Source organism: Paraburkholderia sp. BCC1884 (assembly GCF_900996225.1).
Taxonomy (GTDB): Bacteria; Pseudomonadota; Gammaproteobacteria; order Burkholderiales; family Burkholderiaceae; genus Paraburkholderia.
The window spans coordinates 303,157-320,941 of record NZ_CAAJGL010000068.1 but is presented as its reverse complement, the minus strand read 5'-3'; the positions used below and the strand labels follow the sequence as shown (position 1 = coordinate 320,941).

Annotated in this window: 16 protein-coding genes and 2 pseudogenes; 15 read left to right on the top strand and 3 right to left on the bottom strand. The window is 63.6% G+C overall.

The window, feature by feature from the left end; translation table 11 throughout:
- Positions 1-56: 56 nt before the first annotated feature.
- Positions 57-905, top strand: a complete 849-nt coding sequence (locus FQ705_RS08390; protein ID WP_260854415.1) for an IclR family transcriptional regulator — start codon at positions 57-59, stop codon at positions 903-905.
- 46 nt (positions 906-951) lie between these two features.
- Here FQ705_RS08390 and FQ705_RS34440 read toward each other — a convergent pair.
- Positions 952-1,098: pseudogene (locus tag FQ705_RS34440) on the bottom strand (acyclic terpene utilization AtuA family protein); the annotation flags it as partial.
- 127 nt (positions 1,099-1,225) lie between these two features.
- On the opposite strand from FQ705_RS34440, the gene FQ705_RS08380 reads away from it, so the two are divergent.
- The 8 genes from FQ705_RS08380 to FQ705_RS08345 all read left to right on the top strand — a co-directional run bounded on the left by FQ705_RS08380 (position 1,226) and on the right by FQ705_RS08345 (position 9,598).
- A complete protein-coding gene (locus tag FQ705_RS08380; RefSeq protein ID WP_144139518.1) occupies positions 1,226-3,598 on the top strand; it encodes a bifunctional salicylyl-CoA 5-hydroxylase/oxidoreductase in 2,373 nt (790 codons plus the stop codon).
- A complete protein-coding gene (locus FQ705_RS08375; protein ID WP_144139515.1) occupies positions 3,595-4,368 on the top strand; it encodes an SDR family NAD(P)-dependent oxidoreductase in 774 nt (257 codons plus the stop codon). The genes FQ705_RS08380 and FQ705_RS08375 overlap by 4 nt, the downstream gene beginning before the upstream one ends.
- Positions 4,365-4,922, top strand: coding sequence for a MarR family winged helix-turn-helix transcriptional regulator (locus FQ705_RS08370; protein ID WP_144139512.1), 558 nt, complete (start codon positions 4,365-4,367; stop codon positions 4,920-4,922). The genes FQ705_RS08375 and FQ705_RS08370 overlap by 4 nt, the downstream gene beginning before the upstream one ends.
- Positions 4,923-4,952: 30 nt before the next feature.
- On the top strand, positions 4,953-5,804 hold the full coding sequence (locus FQ705_RS08365; protein WP_144139509.1) for an enoyl-CoA hydratase family protein: 852 nt from the start codon (positions 4,953-4,955) through the stop codon (positions 5,802-5,804).
- A gap of 1 nt (position 5,805) precedes the next feature.
- Complete coding sequence (locus FQ705_RS08360; RefSeq protein ID WP_144139507.1) at positions 5,806-7,020, top strand: acyl-CoA dehydrogenase family protein; 1,215 nt, start codon at positions 5,806-5,808, stop codon at positions 7,018-7,020.
- The gene (locus FQ705_RS08355) at positions 7,017-7,460 is read left to right on the top strand and encodes an acyl-CoA thioesterase (protein WP_144139504.1); all 444 of its coding nucleotides are present in this window, start codon (positions 7,017-7,019) and stop codon (positions 7,458-7,460) included. Before FQ705_RS08360 ends, FQ705_RS08355 begins: the two co-directional genes overlap by 4 nt.
- Positions 7,457-7,852 (top strand): RidA family protein, encoded by a 396-nt coding sequence (locus tag FQ705_RS08350; RefSeq protein WP_144139501.1) that lies wholly within the window; start codon positions 7,457-7,459, stop codon positions 7,850-7,852. The genes FQ705_RS08355 and FQ705_RS08350 overlap by 4 nt, the downstream gene beginning before the upstream one ends.
- Positions 7,853-7,960: 108 nt before the next feature.
- The gene (locus FQ705_RS08345) at positions 7,961-9,598 is read left to right on the top strand and encodes an AMP-binding protein (protein ID WP_144142267.1); all 1,638 of its coding nucleotides are present in this window, start codon (positions 7,961-7,963) and stop codon (positions 9,596-9,598) included.
- Position 9,599: 1 nt separating this feature from the next.
- On the opposite strand, the gene FQ705_RS08340 is transcribed toward FQ705_RS08345, so the two are convergent.
- Positions 9,600-10,454 (bottom strand): LysR family transcriptional regulator, encoded by an 855-nt coding sequence (locus tag FQ705_RS08340; RefSeq protein WP_144139500.1) that lies wholly within the window; start codon positions 10,452-10,454, stop codon positions 9,600-9,602.
- 122 nt (positions 10,455-10,576) lie between these two features.
- Between FQ705_RS08340 and FQ705_RS08335 the strand changes: the two genes are divergently transcribed.
- The 4 genes and pseudogenes from FQ705_RS08335 to FQ705_RS34790 all read left to right on the top strand — a co-directional run.
- Positions 10,577-11,563 carry a zinc-dependent alcohol dehydrogenase family protein gene (locus FQ705_RS08335; protein WP_144139497.1) on the top strand — a complete coding sequence of 329 codons (987 nt, stop codon included), beginning with the start codon at positions 10,577-10,579 and terminating at the stop codon, positions 11,561-11,563.
- 94 nt (positions 11,564-11,657) lie between these two features.
- On the top strand, positions 11,658-12,335 hold the full coding sequence (locus FQ705_RS08330; RefSeq protein WP_144139494.1) for a glutathione S-transferase family protein: 678 nt from the start codon (positions 11,658-11,660) through the stop codon (positions 12,333-12,335).
- A gap of 119 nt (positions 12,336-12,454) precedes the next feature.
- Positions 12,455-13,969: a DHA2 family efflux MFS transporter permease subunit gene (locus FQ705_RS08325; protein WP_144139491.1), complete on the top strand. Its 1,515-nt coding sequence runs from the start codon at positions 12,455-12,457 to the stop codon at positions 13,967-13,969.
- Between the two features lie 86 nt (positions 13,970-14,055).
- A pseudogene (locus FQ705_RS34790) lies at positions 14,056-14,389 on the top strand (hypothetical protein); the annotation flags it as partial.
- A 164-nt stretch (positions 14,390-14,553) separates the two neighbouring features.
- Here the strand turns inward: FQ705_RS34790 and FQ705_RS08315 are convergent.
- A complete protein-coding gene (locus FQ705_RS08315) occupies positions 14,554-15,246 on the bottom strand; it encodes an NnrU family protein (protein WP_144139488.1) in 693 nt (230 codons plus the stop codon).
- Positions 15,247-15,475: 229 nt separating this feature from the next.
- Between FQ705_RS08315 and FQ705_RS08310 the strand changes: the two genes are divergently transcribed.
- Both FQ705_RS08310 and FQ705_RS08305 read left to right on the top strand, forming a co-directional pair.
- Positions 15,476-16,402: a LysR family transcriptional regulator gene (locus tag FQ705_RS08310; protein WP_144139485.1), complete on the top strand. Its 927-nt coding sequence runs from the start codon at positions 15,476-15,478 to the stop codon at positions 16,400-16,402.
- Positions 16,403-16,528: 126 nt separating this feature from the next.
- Positions 16,529-17,785, top strand: coding sequence for an MFS transporter (locus FQ705_RS08305; RefSeq protein ID WP_144139482.1), 1,257 nt, complete (start codon positions 16,529-16,531; stop codon positions 17,783-17,785).

Sequence of the window (17,785 nt, the reverse complement as noted above, 5' to 3'; positions counted from 1 at the left end):
CAGTTTGGATATGCAGAACACGCGGCGCACAATGAAGGGAGTTGAAAGGAGGAAGCATGTCACCCAACGAGGCGCCGGAAATCATGCCGGCAGCAGGCGACTATATGGATTCGAAGGTACGCTACACCCCCGATGAGTTCGACGGCGACCGTCAGTTCGCCACGACGCTCGCGCGCGGCCTCGACATCCTGCACTGCTTCACGCCGCGCGATTCGCAACTCGGCAATGCCGAGCTCGCCGTGCGCACCGGCATGACCAAGGCGACGATCTCGCGCTTCACCTACACGTTGACCCGGCTCGGCTACCTGCGCGTGAACCGTATGAACGGCAAGTTCCAGCTCGGATCGGCCGTGCTGTCGCTCGCCTATCCGTTGCTCGCGAGTCTCGCAGTGAGACAGATCGCGCGACCGTCGATGAGAGAACTTGCGGATCACATTCGGGGCTCGGTGTCGCTCGGAATGCGCGACCGGCTGAACGTCGTCTATCTCGAGAGCAGTCGTAGCAGCACGCCGCAGGGTCTACCTCCGGATATCGGATTGAGCTATCCAATCGTGCGTACCGCGATGGGCCGCGCACTCCTGGCCGCGTTGCCCGCCGAACGGCGAGAAGCGTTGCTCAACGAGATCGCGGTCAAGTCGCCCGACGAGTGGACCACGTTCCGAGATCGTGTGTTGCGCGGCATTGACTACTTTCGGGAGCGCGGCTTTTGCGTGTCGTACGGCGATTTGCGCCGCGAAGTACACGCGGTCGCCGTGCCGATGAAACCGTCCGCCGATGGCGAGATTCTCGTGTTCAATTGCGGCGTGCCGTCGTATCTACTCAAAGAGGGACAACTGGAAAGCGACGTGGGACCGCGACTCATGTCGATGGTGCGCAGCGTGGAAGGCGCGATGGGGATGTTTTAGCTCGTCTCACGGGAGGCTTCCGCCACTCGAACCTCGATGAAATCGTCTGCTGCCCGAACGCGATCGTCCCTTCAGCGAGGCACTCGAACACGGGATAGTCGAGCGCACCGTGTTCCGCCAGTTCGATCGCCACCTCGATCCGGTCGGCAGAATATCCCGCGCCAGCGCCGCTGCGTACGCAGCGTTCATCTTGAGTTGACTGACTTTATTCTCTACGATCACGCGGCCGCTCGCCCGCCGCCCCCCTTTATATTTACTTGACATCTAAACTATCGAGGCCTAAATTAACCCCAAGGCAACCTCCACTTTGGGGAACAAGCATGCGCATCGTCTGTATCGGCGGCGGCCCGGCCGGCCTTTATTTCGGCCTGTTGATGAAGGGCCGGAATCCCACCTACGAAGTCACCGTAGTGGAGCGCAACCGTCCATACGACACTTTCGGCTGGGGCGTCGTGTTCTCCGACCAGACGCTCGGCAACCTGCGCGCCGCCGACGCCCCCAGCGCCGACGCGATTCTCGACGCCTTCAACCACTGGGACGACATCGAGATTCATTTTCGCGGCGAGCAGATTCGCTCGTCGGGCCACGGCTTCTGCGGGATTGGTCGCAAGCGCCTGCTGAACATCCTGCAAGCGCGCTGTGAAGAACTCGGCGTCAAACTGGTGTTCGAAACCCAGGTCACGGACGACACGGTCTACGAAGCCGACCTGATCGTCGCCTGCGACGGCGCTAACAGCGCCATTCGTCAGAAGTACGAGGCGACCTACCAGCCCGCCATCGACATGCGCGATTGCCGCTTCGTCTGGCTCGGCACCAAAAAACTTTTCGACGCCTTTAACTTCGCCTTCGAAGAAACCGAATTCGGCTGGTTCCAGGCACACGCCTATCGCTTCGACGATCAGACTTCCACGTTCATCGTCGAAACGCCGGAACGCGTGTGGCGCGCCGCCGGTCTGGACGAGATGAGCAAGGAAGACAGCATCGCCTTCTGCGAAAAGCTGTTCGCCAAATATCTGGACGGCAATCCGCTGCTCTCCAATGCCTCCCACCTGCGCGGCTCCTCGCAATGGATCCGCTTTCCGCGCGTGGTCAACAAAGAATGGGTGCACTGGCGCGCCAATCGCGACGGCACACAAACGCCGATCGTGCTGATGGGCGACGCCGCGCACACCGCGCACTTCTCGATTGGCTCGGGCACCAAGCTCGCGCTCGAGGACTCGATCGAACTCGCCAACAGCATGCGCGCGCATCCCGGCGACCTGGCCGCCGCGTTACAGCATTACACCGACGTGCGCAGCATCGACGTCTTGCGCATTCAGAACGCGGCGCGCAATTCAACGGAGTGGTTCGAACACGTCGACCGTTACACGTCGTTCGAGCCGGAACAGTTCGCCTATTCGCTGCTCACGCGTTCGCAGCGCATCTCGCACGAAAATCTGCGCGAGCGCGATGCGCGCTATCTTGCAGGCTTCGAAGACTGGCTCGCTCAGCGCTCGGGCGTACAGCGCACGCCGGACCAGCATTCCGTGCCGCCCATGTTCACGCCGTTCACCTTGCGCGGCGTGACCTTGAAAAACCGCGTCGTGGTGTCGCCGATGGCGCAATACTCGGCGGTGGACGGCGTCGCGGGTGACTATCATCTGATGCATCTCGGTGCTCGCGCCATGGGCGGCGCCGCGCTGGTCATGACGGAAATGACCTGCGTGTCGCCCGAAGCGCGTATCACACCTGCGTGTCCTGGCATGTACGCGCCGGAGCACCTGGTCGCATGGAAGCGCATCGTCGACCTCGTGCATCGTCAGTCGGACGCGAAGATCGGCATTCAGCTCGGTCATTCCGGCGCAAAAGGCTCGACGCGTGTCGCGTGGGAAGGCATCGACCAGCCGCTCGAAGACGGTAACTGGCCGCTCGTCTCGGCATCGCCACAACAGTATCTGCGCGGCGTTAGCCAGCTTTCACGCGAAGCCACGCCCGACGAATTGCGCGAGATTGAAGCGCAGTTCGTCAGCGCCACGAAGATGTCGGCCGAGGCGGGCTTCGACTGGCTCGAACTGCATTGCGCGCACGGCTATTTCCTCTCCAGTTTCCTCTCGCCGCTGACCAATCAGCGCACCGACGAATACGGCGGCTCGCTGGAAAATTGCCTGCGTTATCCCTTGCAGATTTTCAAGGCGATCCGCGCGGTCTGGCCGCAGGACAAGCCGATTTCCGTGCGAATCTCGGCAAACGACTGGGTCGAGGGCGGCACGACACCCGACGACGCCGTGCAGATCGCGCTAGCCTTCAAGGCAGCGGGCGCCGACATGATCGACGTCTCGTCGGGTCAGGTCAGCAAGGCGGAAAAGCCCGTGTACGGCCGCATGTTCCAGACACCGTTCGCCGACCGCGTGCGCAACGAGGCGGGCATCGCGACGATCGCAGTCGGCGCGATTTCCGAAGCGGATCACGTCAACAGCATCATCGCAGCGGGCCGTGCGGACCTATGCGCGATCGCGCGTCCGCACCTGGCCAATCCGTCGTGGACACTGAACGAAGCCGCAAAAATAGGCTATTTCGACGTGATGTGGCCAAAGCCCTATAGCGCCGCGAAATCGCAACTTGAACGTAATCTCGAACGCGAACGCACCCAGGCCGCCGCCAATGCCGGACTTTCGCCGCAAGAACGCGCACAGCGCGCGGAGGGCACCACGTGAACACGGACCATTCGACACTCGCAGGGCAACATGCAGTCGTGACAGGCGGCGGCAGCGGAATCGGTGCGGCCGTGGCGGAAGCGCTGCTACGCGCCGGTGCACGCGTCACCTTGATGGGTCGCGACGCACAACGACTCGCAGTGCAGCAGGAAAAATGCGCCGCGTTAGGTGAGGTCCGCTGTATCGGCGTCGACGTCACGCAGGAGGCGTCGGTTGCCCAGGCGTTCGACCAGGCCGGCGCGGTGGACATCCTCATCAACAATGCCGGTCAGGCGCAAGCCGCGCCGTTCACGCACACCGACATCGCCCTCTGGCAACGCATGCTGGACGTGAACCTCACCGGCGTTTTTCTCGGCACGCGCGCCGTGTTGCCCGGCATGCTCGAACGCGGTTATGGCCGCATCGTCAATATCGCGAGCACGGCGGGCCAGGTCGGCTACGCCTACGTCGCGGCCTACTGCGCCGCGAAGCATGGCGTGATCGGTCTCACGCGTTCGCTCGCACTGGAAGTCGCGACGAAAGGCGTCACCGTCAACGCCGTGTGCCCCGGCTACACGGAAACCGAGTTACTGCACGCCTCGCTCGAACAGATCACCAGCAAGACCTCGCGCACCGAACAGCAAGCGCGCGACACCTTGCTGCGCTCGAATCCGCAACGGCGCTTCGTGAGCCCCGAACAGGTCGCCAACTCGGTGCTCTGGCTCTGTCAGTCCGGCTCCGACGCAGTCACGGGGCAATCCATTTCCATCTCTGGTGGAGAAGTCATGTGAGCAAGTCGACCAACAATAAAAAGCCCGCAGCGGCTGAAACGAAACCGCCGCGCAAAGGTGTCGCCAAACCTGCGGAGAACGTCGTGGACCTCGAAATGAGTACCGGCGCCGATAGCCACATGGGGCTGCGTTTATGGTTGCGCATGCTGACCACGACCAACCTCGTGCAGGCCGAATTGCGCAAGCGTCTGCGCAATGAATTCGACACCACGCTGCCGCGTTTCGACTTGATGGCGCAACTCGAACGTCATCCGCAAGGCCTCAAGATGACCGAGCTATCGCGGCGTTTGATGGTCACGGGCGGCAATATCACCGGCATTACGGATCAGCTCGAAAAGGAAGGCCTGGTCTCACGCGACACCGATCCGAACGATCGCCGCTCGATCAGCGTGTGCCTCACGGTCGCCGGCCGCAAAGCCTTCGACAGGATGGCGGTCGCGCACGAGCAGTGGGTGGTCGAACTGTTCGGCGGCTTGAGCCTGGATGAGAAATCGCGCACCCATCAACGTCTCGGCAAGCTCAAGCAGCATCTGCTCGACACGCTGAAAGACTGATTCGCACCGACAACGTACGAGAGACATGCCATGACACGATCCAACGCCGATGCGCTGCTGGCCGGCAACCGCCTGACGCTCGCCGGTTACGAGGCGCAGCATTTCGGCTGGTCGGTCGCCGACAAGGTCGCGACGATCACGCTGAACCGCCCCGAGCGCAAGAATCCGCTGACCTTCGAGTCGTACGCGGAGTTGCGCGATCTGTTTCGCCAGCTGAGCTATGCGACCGACGTCAAAGCGGTAGTGATCCACGGTGCAGGAGACAACTTCTGCTCCGGCGGCGACGTCCACGACATCATTGCGCCGCTGATCGATTTGCCCATGCCGGAACTGCTGCTTTTCACGCGCATGACCGGCGATCTCGTCAAAGCGATGCGTCATTGCCCGCAACCGGTGATCGCCGCCGTCGACGGTGTCTGCGCCGGTGCCGGTGCGATCCTCGCGATGTCGTCCGATATGCGGCTCGGCACCGCGCGCAGCAAGCTCGCGTTCCTGTTCTCCCGCGTCGGTCTGGCGGGCTGCGATATGGGCGCGTGCGCGATTCTGCCCCGCATCATCGGCCAGGGACGCGCCGCGGAATTGCTCTTTACCGGTCGCTCGGCGAGCGGTGAAGAAGGCCATGCGTGGGGCTTCTATAACCGCCTATGCGAGCCCGCCACGCTCGTGCAGGAGGCGCACCAACTCGCCGCCGACCTCGTCGCCGGTCCGACGTTCGCGCACGGCATCACCAAGAAGATGCTGCACCAGGAATGGAGCATGAGCATCGACGAAGCAATCGAATCCGAGGCGCAAGCGCAGGCGATCTGCATGAGCACGCGCGATTTCGAACGCGCTTATACCGCGTTCGCCGCGAAGTCGCGTCCGGTGTTCGAAGGAGATTGAGGTGAGCATCGATCCCACTCTCGATCTGCACAGCCCGCTGGCGTGGCCATTCTTCGAGCCGCGCCACCGCGAACTCGCTGCGAATCTCGAAGCCTGGTGCGAGGCGAACCTCTCGCATGCGGAACCCGAGCGCAAGGACGTCGATGCAACCTGCCAGCGCCTCGTGCGCGAACTCGGTGCGGCGGGCTGGCTGAAATACGGCGTAGGCGGCATGGCCTATGGCGGCCACGGCGACACCATCGACACACGCGCCGTTTGCCTGTTGCGCGAGACGCTCGCCAGACACTCGGGTCTCGCGGATTTCGCGTTGGCGATGCAAGGCCTTGGCTCCGGCGCCATTTCGCTCGGCGGCACGCATGAGCAAAAGACCCGCTATTTGCCGCGCGTAGCCAACGGTACCGCGATCGCCGCATTCGCCCTGTCGGAACCGGAAGCCGGCTCGGACGTGGCCGCGATGGCACTCAGCGCTCGCGAAGACGGCGACGCCTTTGTGCTCGACGGCGAGAAGACGTGGATCTCCAACGGCGGCATCGCCGATTTCTATGTGGTGTTCGCCAGAACCGGCGAAGCACCAGGCGCGCGCGGCATCAGTGCGTTCATCGTGGACGCGGACACGCCGGGACTCGAGATCGCGGAGCGCATCGACGTGATCGCGCCGCATCCGCTCGCGCGTTTGCGTTTTGCGGGGGCACGCGTACCGCGCAGCCAGATGCTCGGCGTGGCCGGCGAAGGATTCAAGCTCGCCATGCGCACGCTGGATATTTTCCGCACCTCCGTGGCGGCGGCATCGCTCGGCTTCGCGCGGCATGCGATGGCCGAGGGCCTGGCGCGCGCTTCTTCACGCAAGATGTTTGGACAAACACTCGGCGATTTCCAGCTGACTCAGGCGAGGCTCGCGCAGATGGCCTTGACCATCGACAGCAGCGCCTTGCTCGTCTATCGCGCGGCCTGGTTGCGTGATCAGGGCGAAAACGTGACACGCGAAGCCGCGATGGCGAAGTGGCATGCAAGCGAAGGCGCGCAGCAAGTGATCGACGCCGCCGTGCAACTTTACGGCGGCATGGGCGTGCAAAGCGGCGCGGCCGTCGAAATGCTGTATCGCGAGATCCGGGCACTGCGTATTTACGAAGGTGCGACCGAAGTGCAGCAATTGATCGTCGGCCGTGATCTGCTGAAAGCACATGCTGCCCGAGCGGCGAAGGACAACGCGCAATGAACCTGTCCTTCGAAAGACCCGTACGCATTCGGTTCTCGCATTGCGACCCGGCGGGCATCGTCTTCTTTCCGCAATATCTGGTGATGACGAACGCGCTCGTCGAAGACTGGTTCAACGAAGGTTTGCAGATCGACTACGCGCACATGATCGCGCAGCGCCGCGTCGGCCTGCCGATCGTCAAACTCGACTGCGAGTTTTCGCGGCCGAGCCAGATGGGCGAAACGATCACCTTGACGCTCGACGTCTCGGCAATCGGACGGCGCTCGATCAGCATCGAGATCGTTGGGCATTGCAACGGCGAAACGCGTTTTCGCGCGAAGCAGGTGCTCGTGACGACATCGCTCGAGAGTAATACCTCCATCGAACTACCCACCGACATCGCGAGCGCACTCGCGAGGTTCGCCCCCCAGCCCGACTCCATCGAGGCGCATCGCTCATGAAAAAAGCTCTCCTCCCCGCCGGTTGGATCAAACCGCGCGGCTATGCGAACGGCGTCGCGGCCAGCGGCACGCAGGTGTTCATCGCCGGCCAGATCGGCTGGGACGAACAGGCGCGCTTCCAGACCAGCGATTTCGCGGCGCAGGCCGTTCAGGCGCTCAGGAACGTGCTCGCCGTGCTGCATGAAGCGGGCGGCACACCCGAGCATCTCGTGCGAATGACGTGGTACGTCACCGATAAACGCGAGTACCTCGCATCGTTGAAGGACATCGGCCGTGCGTTTCGCGAACTGATCGGCGACTACGACATCGCGATGAGCGCGGTGCAGGTCGTCGCGCTCATCGAAGACGACGCGAAGGTCGAAATCGAAGCGACCGCCGTGATCCCGCAGTAAAGCCGGAACCCGGCCGCAAGCGAAAGAAAGCAGCATCGAAAGCAGCACGAGAAAGCCCACCAAGCCAACCGAAGCGCCTTCAGCCGGCTCAACGCCCGGGAGACCATGATGGAACCGTCAGCACACGTCGATACCTTCGCGCGCGACAACCTTCCGCCGCAGGATCAATGGCCTGTCTTTCTGCTCGACAACCCGGACGTGGCCTACCCGGCGCGGATGAACTGCGCGACGGAACTGCTCGACAGAACCCTCGAGGCCGGTCATCGCGACCGCCCCGCCATCTGGTCCGATGTCGACGGCGCGCCGCACGCCAACACGTATGGCGACTTGCTCGCGCTGGTGAATCGCAGCGCCCATGTGCTGGTCGACGAAATGGGTTTGCAACCGGGTAACCGCGTTCTGTTGCGCGGCCCGAACACCTTGCAGATGGCGGTCACCGCGCTCGCGGCGCTCAAGGTCGGGTTGGTGTTGGTGCCGACCATGCCGCTGCTGCGCGCGAAGGAATTGAAGCAGATCATCGACAAGGCGCAAGTCGGCGCGGCGCTATGCGACGCGCGTCTGACCGACGAACTCGCCCGCTGCAACGATCCACGGGACGAGTTCTATTGCGCGGGCCTCAAGCAAACGCGTCTCTTCCATAGCGACGCCCCCGATTCGCTCGACACCCTCGCGATCAACAAGCCCGCTCACTTCGCCGCGTGCGACACCGCCGCCGACGACGTTTGCCTGATTGCCTTCACCAGCGGCACGACCGGCGCGCCGAAAGGCTGCATGCACTTTCATCGCGACGTCGTTGCGATGTGCGATCTGTTCCCACGTCACGTGCTCAAGCCCACGTCGAGCGATATTTTTTGCGGTACACCGCCCCTCGCGTTTACGTTCGGGCTCGGCGGCATGTTGTGCTTTCCGTTGCGCGTCGGCGCCTCCACGGTCCTGATCGAGAAACTATCGCCCGAGACGCTGCTGCAAGCCGTCGAACGTTTTCACGCGACCATCATGTTCACCGCGCCGACTTTCTATCGGCAGATGGCGCCGCTCGTCGGGCATCACGACATCTCGAGCCTGAAGAACACGGTATCGGCAGGCGAAGCCTTACCGGATTCGACCCGCCGCCTATGGCGCGACGCCACCGGCATCGACATGATCGACGGCATTGGCGGCACCGAGTTGATCCACATCTTTATCTCGTCGCAGGGCGACGCAATTCGTCCGAACGCGATCGGGCGCGCGATACCCGGCTACCTCGTGCAGGCCGTGGACGATGCCATGCAGCCCGTTGCGCCGGGCGTGATCGGTAAGCTCGCGGTACGCGGGCCGACCGGCTGCCGCTATCTCGCCGACGAGCGGCAAATGAAGTTCGTGCGCGACGGCTGGAATCTGCCCGGCGACTCGGTCTATCTCGACGAAGACGGCTACGTGTTCTATCAGGCACGCGCCGACGACATGATCGTTTCTGCCGGCTACAACATCTCGGGCCCCGAAGTGGAGAGCGTGCTGCTGCAACACGATGCCGTGGCGGAATGCGGCGTGGTGGGCGTGCCGGACGACACGCGCGGCCAGATCGTCAAGGCCTTCGTCGTGCTCAATTCAGGCTATGGCGCGGACGACAAACTGGTGGCGCTACTCCAGGACTTCGTGAAGCACAGCGTGGCGCCGTATAAATATCCACGTGTGGTGGTCTTCGTCGACGCGCTGCCGCGCACCGAAACCGGCAAGCTCAAACGCTTCGAGTTACGCACGATGTAGTTCAGACGTTCGAGAGCCGCTCGATCACCAGGTCGAGAAACGCCCGCAATCGTCCCAGGCGGCGCAGGTCGCGATGGTAGCCGAACCATACGTCACGACCCGGCGGCGCTTCGCCGAGGTCGATACGTTCGATCCCCGCCGTGTTGTCGCCCAGTGGACAGGGCAGAACGGCGAGGCCAGCACGTTCCGCGCACATGCGCGCCTGGGCTTCGCGGTTGTTGCTGCCGAAGGCCACATGCGCGTGCGGCAAGATCTCACGCAGCCATCTCACGTCGGGAAGCGAGCCGAACGCGCTGTCCATGGTGACCAACGCGTAGCCCGCGCCATCGCCGCGCTGCGGCGGCACGATGTTCAGCGGGCCATACAACGCGTAATCCATCTTGATCAACTTGCGCTGAATTACGTCCGCCTCGTCGAACGGCGTGATGCGGAACAGCAGATCGGCGTCGCGGCGCGCGAGGCTCAATTGCCGGGCATCGGTCACCAACTCGACCGACACCAACGGATTCTGTCGAAGAAACTCCGCCACCACGGGTGTCAACACATGCACGCCGAACCAGTCCGACGATGAAATCCGCAACAGACCGGTAAGCCGCTGCTCCTTGCCTGCCAGCGAGCGCTCGAAGCCGTGCGCCTCGTCTTCCATGCGCTCGGCGCTGGCCAGCACGGCGGTGCCCTCCTCGGTCAGCACGAAACCGTCCGCAGTGCGCTGAAAGAGCGTTTGTCCGACCGACGCCTCCAGCGTCCGCAAACGACGCCCGATGGTCGGCTGGGTCTGCCCTACCCGCTTTGCCGCGCGGCCCAGCGTGCCTTCACGGGCAATTGCCAGAAAAATTCGAACGTCGTTCCAGTCCATTTTGATCCATGCATTTTTGTTTAGACGATGTGCAAAATCTTCAATTTACATACTTTCTCGCATGAACGATTATTAATCAAGCCGATTGACCAAACCGTCCGACGTCCCACTGGAGATATGTAATGACCATGCAAGCCCTAGTCCTCAACCGTTACAACGGCCCGCTGGAACTCGCTGAAGTCCCGATGCCGAATCCAGGGCGGGGCCAGGTGCTGGTGCGCGTCAAGGCCAGCGGGTTGAATCCGCTCGACACCAAGATTCGCTCCGGCAATGCGGCGCACGCGAAGCATCCGCTGCCGCTGGTGCTGGGCATCGACATGGCGGGAACGGTCGAGGCCGTGGGCGACGAGGTCACGGGCTTCAAGGTCGGCGACGACGTCTACGGCATGACCGGCGGCGTGGCTGGACTGCCGGGCTCGCTCGCCCAGTTTCAGGCCGTGGACGCACGCCTGCTCGCCCTCAAACCGTCGAATCTGTCGATGAGAGAGGCGGCGGCAATTCCGTTGAGCTTCATCACTTCATATGAAGGCATTGCCGACCGCGCGAAGTTGCAGGCGGGTCAAACGGTGCTCGTGCAGGGCGGCGCCGGCGGCGTCGGTCATATTTCCGTGCAACTGGCGGTGGCGATGGGCGGTAAGGTCTTCGCGACAGTCAGCGCCAAAGACATGGACCTGATCGAACAATACGGTGCGACGCCGATCGATCGTCGCGCCAGCTCGGTCGAGGAGTACGTTGAAACGATGACCCAGGGCGAAGGCTTCGATCTCGTCGCCGATACCGTAGGCGGCGCCACGCTCGACGCATCGTTCAAGGCGGTCAAGCAGTTCGGCCATGTGGTGAGCGCATTGGGCTGGGGCACGCATGCGCTGGCGCCGTTGTCGTTCCGTGAGGCGACATACTCCGGCGTGTTTACGCTGTCTCCGCTGCTCGGCGGCAAACATCGCGAGCATCACGGCGACATGCTGCGCGTCGCGACGCAGTTGATCGAAGATGGCAAGCTCGTACCGCGACTGGATTCGCAGAGCTACGATCTCAGCACCGTAGAACTCGCGTATCAGGCCATCGTCGACGGCACCAACGCGGGGAAGGTCGTGGTCGACGTGGCATGACGGCGAGCGGGCACGGCAGGCGGTGCGACTAGAGCCCCGCCTCTGCGCAACACCCTTATGATGTGACGCTCCACTGGCCACCCTTTCCCGACCCATGCTGACCGTCCACCACCTGAACAACTCCCGCTCGCAACGCGTCTTATGGCTGCTCGAAGAACTCGGCGTGCCGTACGAGATCAAGCGCTACGAGCGCGATCCGAAAACGATGCTCGCGCCGCCGGAGTTGCGCGCGGTGCATCCGCTCGGCAAATCGCCCGTTATTACCGACGACGGCCAGACCATCGCCGAGTCGGGCGCCATCGTCGAATACCTGGTGGAGAAATACGGTCAAGGACGTTTTGCTCCGGCTGCGGGCACGCCGGAGCGGTTGCGCTACACCTACTGGCTGCACTACGCGGAAGGCTCGGCGATGCCGCCATTGCTGCTGAAACTGGTCGCGCAACGCATCGCCAGCGCGCCGATGCCGTTCTTCGCCAAGCCCATCGCCCGCAAGATCGCGCAGACGTTGCAAGACAGCTTCATCGATCCGCAACTGAAACTGCATCTCGGCTACATCGACAAGGAATTGAGTGCGACCGGCTGGTTCGTCGGCAACGACTTCACGGCCGCCGACGTGCAGATGAGCTTTCCCCTCGAAGCCGCCACCGCGCGCGGCGGCATGGAAGGCCGGATTCCCGCGATCACCGCCTTCCTGAAGCGCATCCACGCGCGGCCGGCGTATCAGCGTGCGCTGGAGCGCGGCGGCAAGTACGAAATCATCGGCGGAGACTGAGGCGCGCGGCGCCCAGGAACTCGTAGTTGTGAGCTCAAATAGGCGGGTGCTAGACTGAAAATCCTATTGCCATCAACGGCTTGTCGTTACCCCATCGCCCGCGGCAAAGGAGCATCCGCATGACCCATTCCATCCACGGCAAGCAGCGCTGGCTGGCACTGTTCGTTCTTTGTCTCGGCGTGCTCATGATCGTGCTCGACACCACGATCGTGAACGTCGCGCTGCCGTCCATCGCCGCGGACCTCGGCTTCACCGAGACCTCGCTCGTGTGGGTCGTGAATGCGTACATGCTCACGTTCGGCGGCTGTCTGCTGCTCGGCGGACGGCTCGGCGATCTGTATGGACACCGCAAGCTGTTCCTCGGCGGTATCACGCTGTTCACCCTCGCCTCGCTGGCGTGCGGCATGGCGAACTCGCAAGTGCTGCTGGTGTGCGCGCGTGCCGTCCAAGGCCTGGGCGGCGCCGTCGTCTCCGCCGTGTCGCTGTCGCTCATCATGAATCTCTTCACCGAACCGGGCGAGCGCGCGAAAGCGATGGGCGTGTACGGTTTCGTGTGCGCGGGCGGCGGCAGCATCGGCGTATTGCTCGGCGGTCTGCTCACCAACCTGCTCAGCTGGCACTGGATCTTTCTCGTCAATCTGCCGATTGGCATCGCTGTTTACGCGCTGTGCATCGCCTTGTTGCCATCGGCGCGCGGGCATGCGCACGGCGAACGACTCGATGTCGCCGGAGCCATCTCCGTCACCGCTTCGCTCATGCTGGCGGTGTATGCGGTGGTGAACGGCAATGAAGCAGGATGGACGTCCGCGCAAACACTCGGCCTGCTGTTCGCCGCACTCGTTCTGCTCGCCGCCTTCCTCGTGATCGAAGCACGCGTTCAGCATCCGTTGATGCCGCTCGGTCTGTTCCGCCTGCGCAATGTCGCCACCGCGAACGTGGTCGGCGTGTTGTGGGCCGCCGCCATGTTCGCGTGGTTCTTCATTTCCGCGTTGTATCTGCAGCGGGTGCTCGGCTATCGGCCGTTGCAGGTCGGGCTCGCGTTCCTGCCCGCCAACCTCATCATGGGATTCTTTTCTCTCGGCCTGTCGGCGCGCGTGGTGATGCGCTTCGGTTTGCGTGTGCCGCTCGCCGCCGGCCTGCTGATCGCCGCTTGCGGCCTCGCCCTGTTCGCTCGCGCGCCGGTCGGCGGCAGCTTCCTGCCCGACGTGATGCCGGGCATGATCCTGCTCGGCGTCGGCGCCGGCATTGCGTTCAATCCCATGCTGCTCGCCGCCATGAGCGACGTCGATCCGAGCGATTCGGGCCTCGCGTCCGGTATCGTCAATACGTCGTTCATGATGGGTGGCGCGCTCGGTCTTGCCGTGCTGGCGAGTTTGGCCGCTGCGCGCAGCGACGCGATGCAGGCGTCGCAAGGCACGACGGCGGCCCTCAATAGCGGCTATCACCTGGCGTTTCTATTCGGCGCAATTTTCGCGGCGGCGGCGGGCATTCTGGGTGGCGTGCTGTTGCGACCCGGACAACCCGGCGGCGCAGGCGGCGCTGCGCAGGAGCACGCCCACGGTGGCCACACTGCGCCGCCGGCGGATGGGCACTCACCCGCTCCGGGCAAGCAGACCGCAACCGGAAACTATTGACCGCCGGGTGGGCAACACCGCAAGCACGATCAAATGCTCCGGGTCGCGGCTCGCTATGCTGGTTCCATGCTGACATGAGAGCCCCAATAAACCCGGTTGGAAAAGCGCTCTGGTTTATCGAAAGCCACTTTGCCGGCGGGTCGACACTCGACGACATTGCCGGTTGTGGATGCGTGTCGCGCTTTCATCTCGCGCGTGCGTTCGAAGCGGCCACGGGCCGTGGAGCCGATCAAAATGGACGAAACTCTTCTTGCTCATCTGGCGCAGCCGCGCTTCGAAGATGGCGATGCCTTTCTCGTAGCGGGCCTGAGCGAGCGCTATACCTGCGAAACCTCTGCCGCGATTCCTTCGCAGTGGCAACGTTTCAATGAGAGCTTCGGCAGGGTGCCGGGCCAGCGCGGCGAGGTGGCGTACGGCGTCTCAACGACGCGAATACAATCGCTCGAACGAAGGGGCGGTCGCGTATCGCATGCGGCGCTGACATTCTGCACACTCATGCGGCGGGTCAGGCACGAGCCGCCGGAGACGCGGCCAGCTACTTCCGCTACTTCAAGCCAGCCTGACACCGACAGGCCCGCTGTCTCCTACAACCAGCGCCACACCCCAGCAGCCCACCCCGCAAGCGGCTGATGAGCCCAGGTCGCCACCAGCCACACGACGAGGCCACCCAGCAGCGTGTGCAGCCCAAAGCGGCCGAATCTCGCCCGTCCGGCGGCGATCGCCGCGAATGGCAGATAGCTCGTCTTCGATTCCCAGGCCGGCCACAGATCGGGCTGAAGCCGCTCCTTCTTCCGATCCTGCAGCGCGGCACCGATCAGCGCGAGAACGACGATAGCCGTCGCCAGCACGATGTTCTTCGCCACCGGAAACACCACGATGTGACACAGTCCCCAGAGCGCGAACGACCACATCATCGGATGGCGCGTCACGGCAAACACGCCGAGCGCCGCCACCGGCAATGCTCCAGGCTTGCCGCCGGTAGGCAGTGCGGGGTTACGGATCAGCGAGCCCATCAGGAGGATCGCCGCGATCAGCATGCCCACGGTTACGAGCGCCCAGATTCCGTCTCCTACCGGCCAAAGCGGCGACGTCAGCGGCGCCTTCAGGTAGGCCACGATCAGCCAGCCGAACGTCGCGATTGCCACCACCGAATAGACGCCCATGAATCCCAACTCGCCCATCGCGCCAACCAGGGGCCTGCGCAGCGGATGAGACAACAGAAAGTGGCTGCCCACGAAAACGATGGCCGCCGCCACGACTGCACCGATGGTTCCCATTTGCCGGTCTCCTCAAGTCGCCTTGTCGGTTGACATGTTCAACGACCAAGACTACACCAACAGCCAGCGGACCCGGCTCGCGGTACGATGCGCACTGGTCGGCGGACAGGCGCGCCACAGGTTGAGGCGACGCCGATCCCAAAGCTCACCTCTCTCCGGCGTCTCGACCCATCCTGCCGAATTGCGGCGCACCCGTCGGCAAGCCGCGCAACCAACACACGTTGAGCCCATGGACCGAATCGACGCAATGAAGGTGTTCGTCGCCGCACTGGACGAAGGCAGCCTGGCCGGTGCGGGACGCAAGCTCGGCCGATCCCCGGCGGCAGTCAGCCGCGCTATCGCGTTCCTCGAAGAGCACACGGGCACGGCGCTCCTGCACCGCACGACCCGGACGATCCGGCTCAGCGCAGCGGGCGAACGCTACGCGTCGGCCTGCCGGCGCATCCTGACCGATCTCGAGGAAGCCGACCTGCTGGTGGCCGACGAACGCTCCGCGCCGCGAGGTCTGCTCACCGTCACCGCGCCCGTCGCCGCTGGCGAGGACGCACTGCGGCCCATCCTCGACGAATTCATCGACCGACACCCCGCCGTGCCGATCCGCCTGCAACTGCTCGACCGCCCCGTGAGCCTGATCGACGAAGGGATCGACGTGGCGCTGCGCATCGCGCATCTGACGGACTCGACGTTGATCGCCATTCCCATCGGCGAAGTGCGGCGCGTCATCGCGGCCTCGCCGCACTATCTGGCCACGCATCCCGCCATCGAGGCACCGGCCGATCTCGCTCATCACCAGATCGTCTCGATGACGCACTTCGGGCTGGACTCATGGAGCTTTCCCCCTTCCGGTCATTCGACGATTCCCCAGGTCGTGCAATTGGCCCCGCGCTTTTTCGTCAACACGATTCGCGCGGCGATCGCTTCGACGCTCGCGGGACACGGCGTCACGCGAATGTTTTCGTATCACATTGCCGAACAGGTCAGAGACGGGACGCTCAAGATCGTGTTGCGCGACAGCGAGCACGCGCCGCTGCCGGTCAATCTCCTGACGCCACACGGGCGCCTGTCGGTACCGAAAGTGCGCGCTTTCGTCGACTTCGCGGCACCGCGCCTACGCGCTCATTTCGAGCAATTGCGACAATTCACCGACGTGAATTGAACCTCTCGGCGGAAGAATGTCTTCCGTATGGCATCGATTCTCTCTCTATTCGATTCAATCTAGACTAAGCCCCATCATCGGCGGCGTGCCCCGCGTCGTCGATCGGTTCGCTACGTTGAGGACGAAATGAATCAGCTTGCCCACCCTCCATCCGCCCCATTTCCAGGTTCCGCTGCGCGCGGATACACCGAGCGCAACGAAACTTACTGGCGACGCAATCTGGCCGTCTGCGTAATCGGGTCGTTCACCACGCTACTCAGTCTGAGCATGCTGTTGCCGTTCCTGCCGCTGTACGTGCGCCAACTCGGCGTCGAATCGCAGTCGGCGGTCATTCAGTGGTCGGGAGTGGCGTTCGGCGCGACCTTTCTCGGCACGGCCGCCACCGCGCCGCTGTGGGGGCGTCTCGCCGATCGCTACGGCCGCAAGCCGATGCTGATTCGCGCGGCCATCGGCATGGCGGTGGTGATGTCGCTGATCGGGCTCGCGCATAACGTCTATGAACTGGTCGGGCTGCGTCTGATTGCCGGGTTGGTAGGCGGTTATGCGTCGGCTTCCACGGTGATGGTCGGCACCCAGGCGCCGCGTGAGCGCGCGGGCTGGGCTTTGGGAATACTGTCGACCGGCGCGCTGGCGGGCAACCTCGTTGGACCGCTGGTCGGCGGACTGTTGCCGGGCTGGATCGGGATTCGCGGCACCTTCTTCGCCGGCGGCGCAATGATCGCCGTGGCCGCGCTGCTCACCATCTTCATCGTCAAAGAAGACTTCCATCCGGCCACCGACGCGCGAGGCCGAGGCATCAATACCGCCACCACACCGGCTCGCCGCACGGATTACGTGGTCGTGGCCACGATCCTCGTCACGGCGATGATGGTCCTGCTCGCCAATATGTCGATCGAGCCGATCATCACGGTCTATATCGGCAGTCTGAACGTGCAACCGGATCATCTGGCGCGTATCGCGGGCGTCGTCATGGCCTGCTCCGCGCTGGGCAGCGTCCTGACAGCCGCACGGTTGGGCGCGCTGGCCGATCGTATCGGCAGCTGGAACGTGATCGTCGGCTGTCTGGTGCTGACCGGGCTCGTGATGGTGCCGCAAGCGTTCGTCACCGAGTGGTGGCAACTCGCCGGCTTGCGTGTCTTGATGGGCATGACGCTCGCGGGTCTGCTGCCGGCCATCGCGAAACTGGCGCGACAATCGGTGGACGAAAGCCGGACCGGTCAGATGCTCGGCTATCTGCAATCGGCCCAGTTCGGCGGTCAGGTGATCGGGCCGGTGATCGGCGGCCAGATCGGCGTTTATTTCGGACTGCACTCGGTGTTCTTCGTCACCGGCGCGCTGCTCGCGACTTGTGCGGCATTCGCTCAATGGGCGCGTCGGCGCTAG

Coding starts and splice junctions, on each gene's coding strand:
- FQ705_RS08355 (WP_144139504.1), top strand. CDS start 7,017: ATGAACCTGTCCTTCGAAAGACCCGTACGCATTCGGTTCTCGCATTGC.
- FQ705_RS08305 (WP_144139482.1), top strand. CDS start 16,529: ATGAATCAGCTTGCCCACCCTCCATCCGCCCCATTTCCAGGTTCCGCT.
- FQ705_RS08325 (WP_144139491.1), top strand. CDS start 12,455: ATGACCCATTCCATCCACGGCAAGCAGCGCTGGCTGGCACTGTTCGTT.
- FQ705_RS08330 (WP_144139494.1), top strand. CDS start 11,658: ATGCTGACCGTCCACCACCTGAACAACTCCCGCTCGCAACGCGTCTTA.
- FQ705_RS08340 (WP_144139500.1), bottom strand. CDS start 10,454: ATGGACTGGAACGACGTTCGAATTTTTCTGGCAATTGCCCGTGAAGGC.
- FQ705_RS08350 (WP_144139501.1), top strand. CDS start 7,457: ATGAAAAAAGCTCTCCTCCCCGCCGGTTGGATCAAACCGCGCGGCTAT.
- FQ705_RS08310 (WP_144139485.1), top strand. CDS start 15,476: ATGGACCGAATCGACGCAATGAAGGTGTTCGTCGCCGCACTGGACGAA.
- FQ705_RS08390 (WP_260854415.1), top strand. CDS start 57: ATGTCACCCAACGAGGCGCCGGAAATCATGCCGGCAGCAGGCGACTAT.
- FQ705_RS08335 (WP_144139497.1), top strand. CDS start 10,577: ATGACCATGCAAGCCCTAGTCCTCAACCGTTACAACGGCCCGCTGGAA.
- FQ705_RS08345 (WP_144142267.1), top strand. CDS start 7,961: ATGGAACCGTCAGCACACGTCGATACCTTCGCGCGCGACAACCTTCCG.
- FQ705_RS08315 (WP_144139488.1), bottom strand. CDS start 15,246: ATGGGAACCATCGGTGCAGTCGTGGCGGCGGCCATCGTTTTCGTGGGC.
- FQ705_RS08380 (WP_144139518.1), top strand. CDS start 1,226: ATGCGCATCGTCTGTATCGGCGGCGGCCCGGCCGGCCTTTATTTCGGC.
- FQ705_RS08365 (WP_144139509.1), top strand. CDS start 4,953: ATGACACGATCCAACGCCGATGCGCTGCTGGCCGGCAACCGCCTGACG.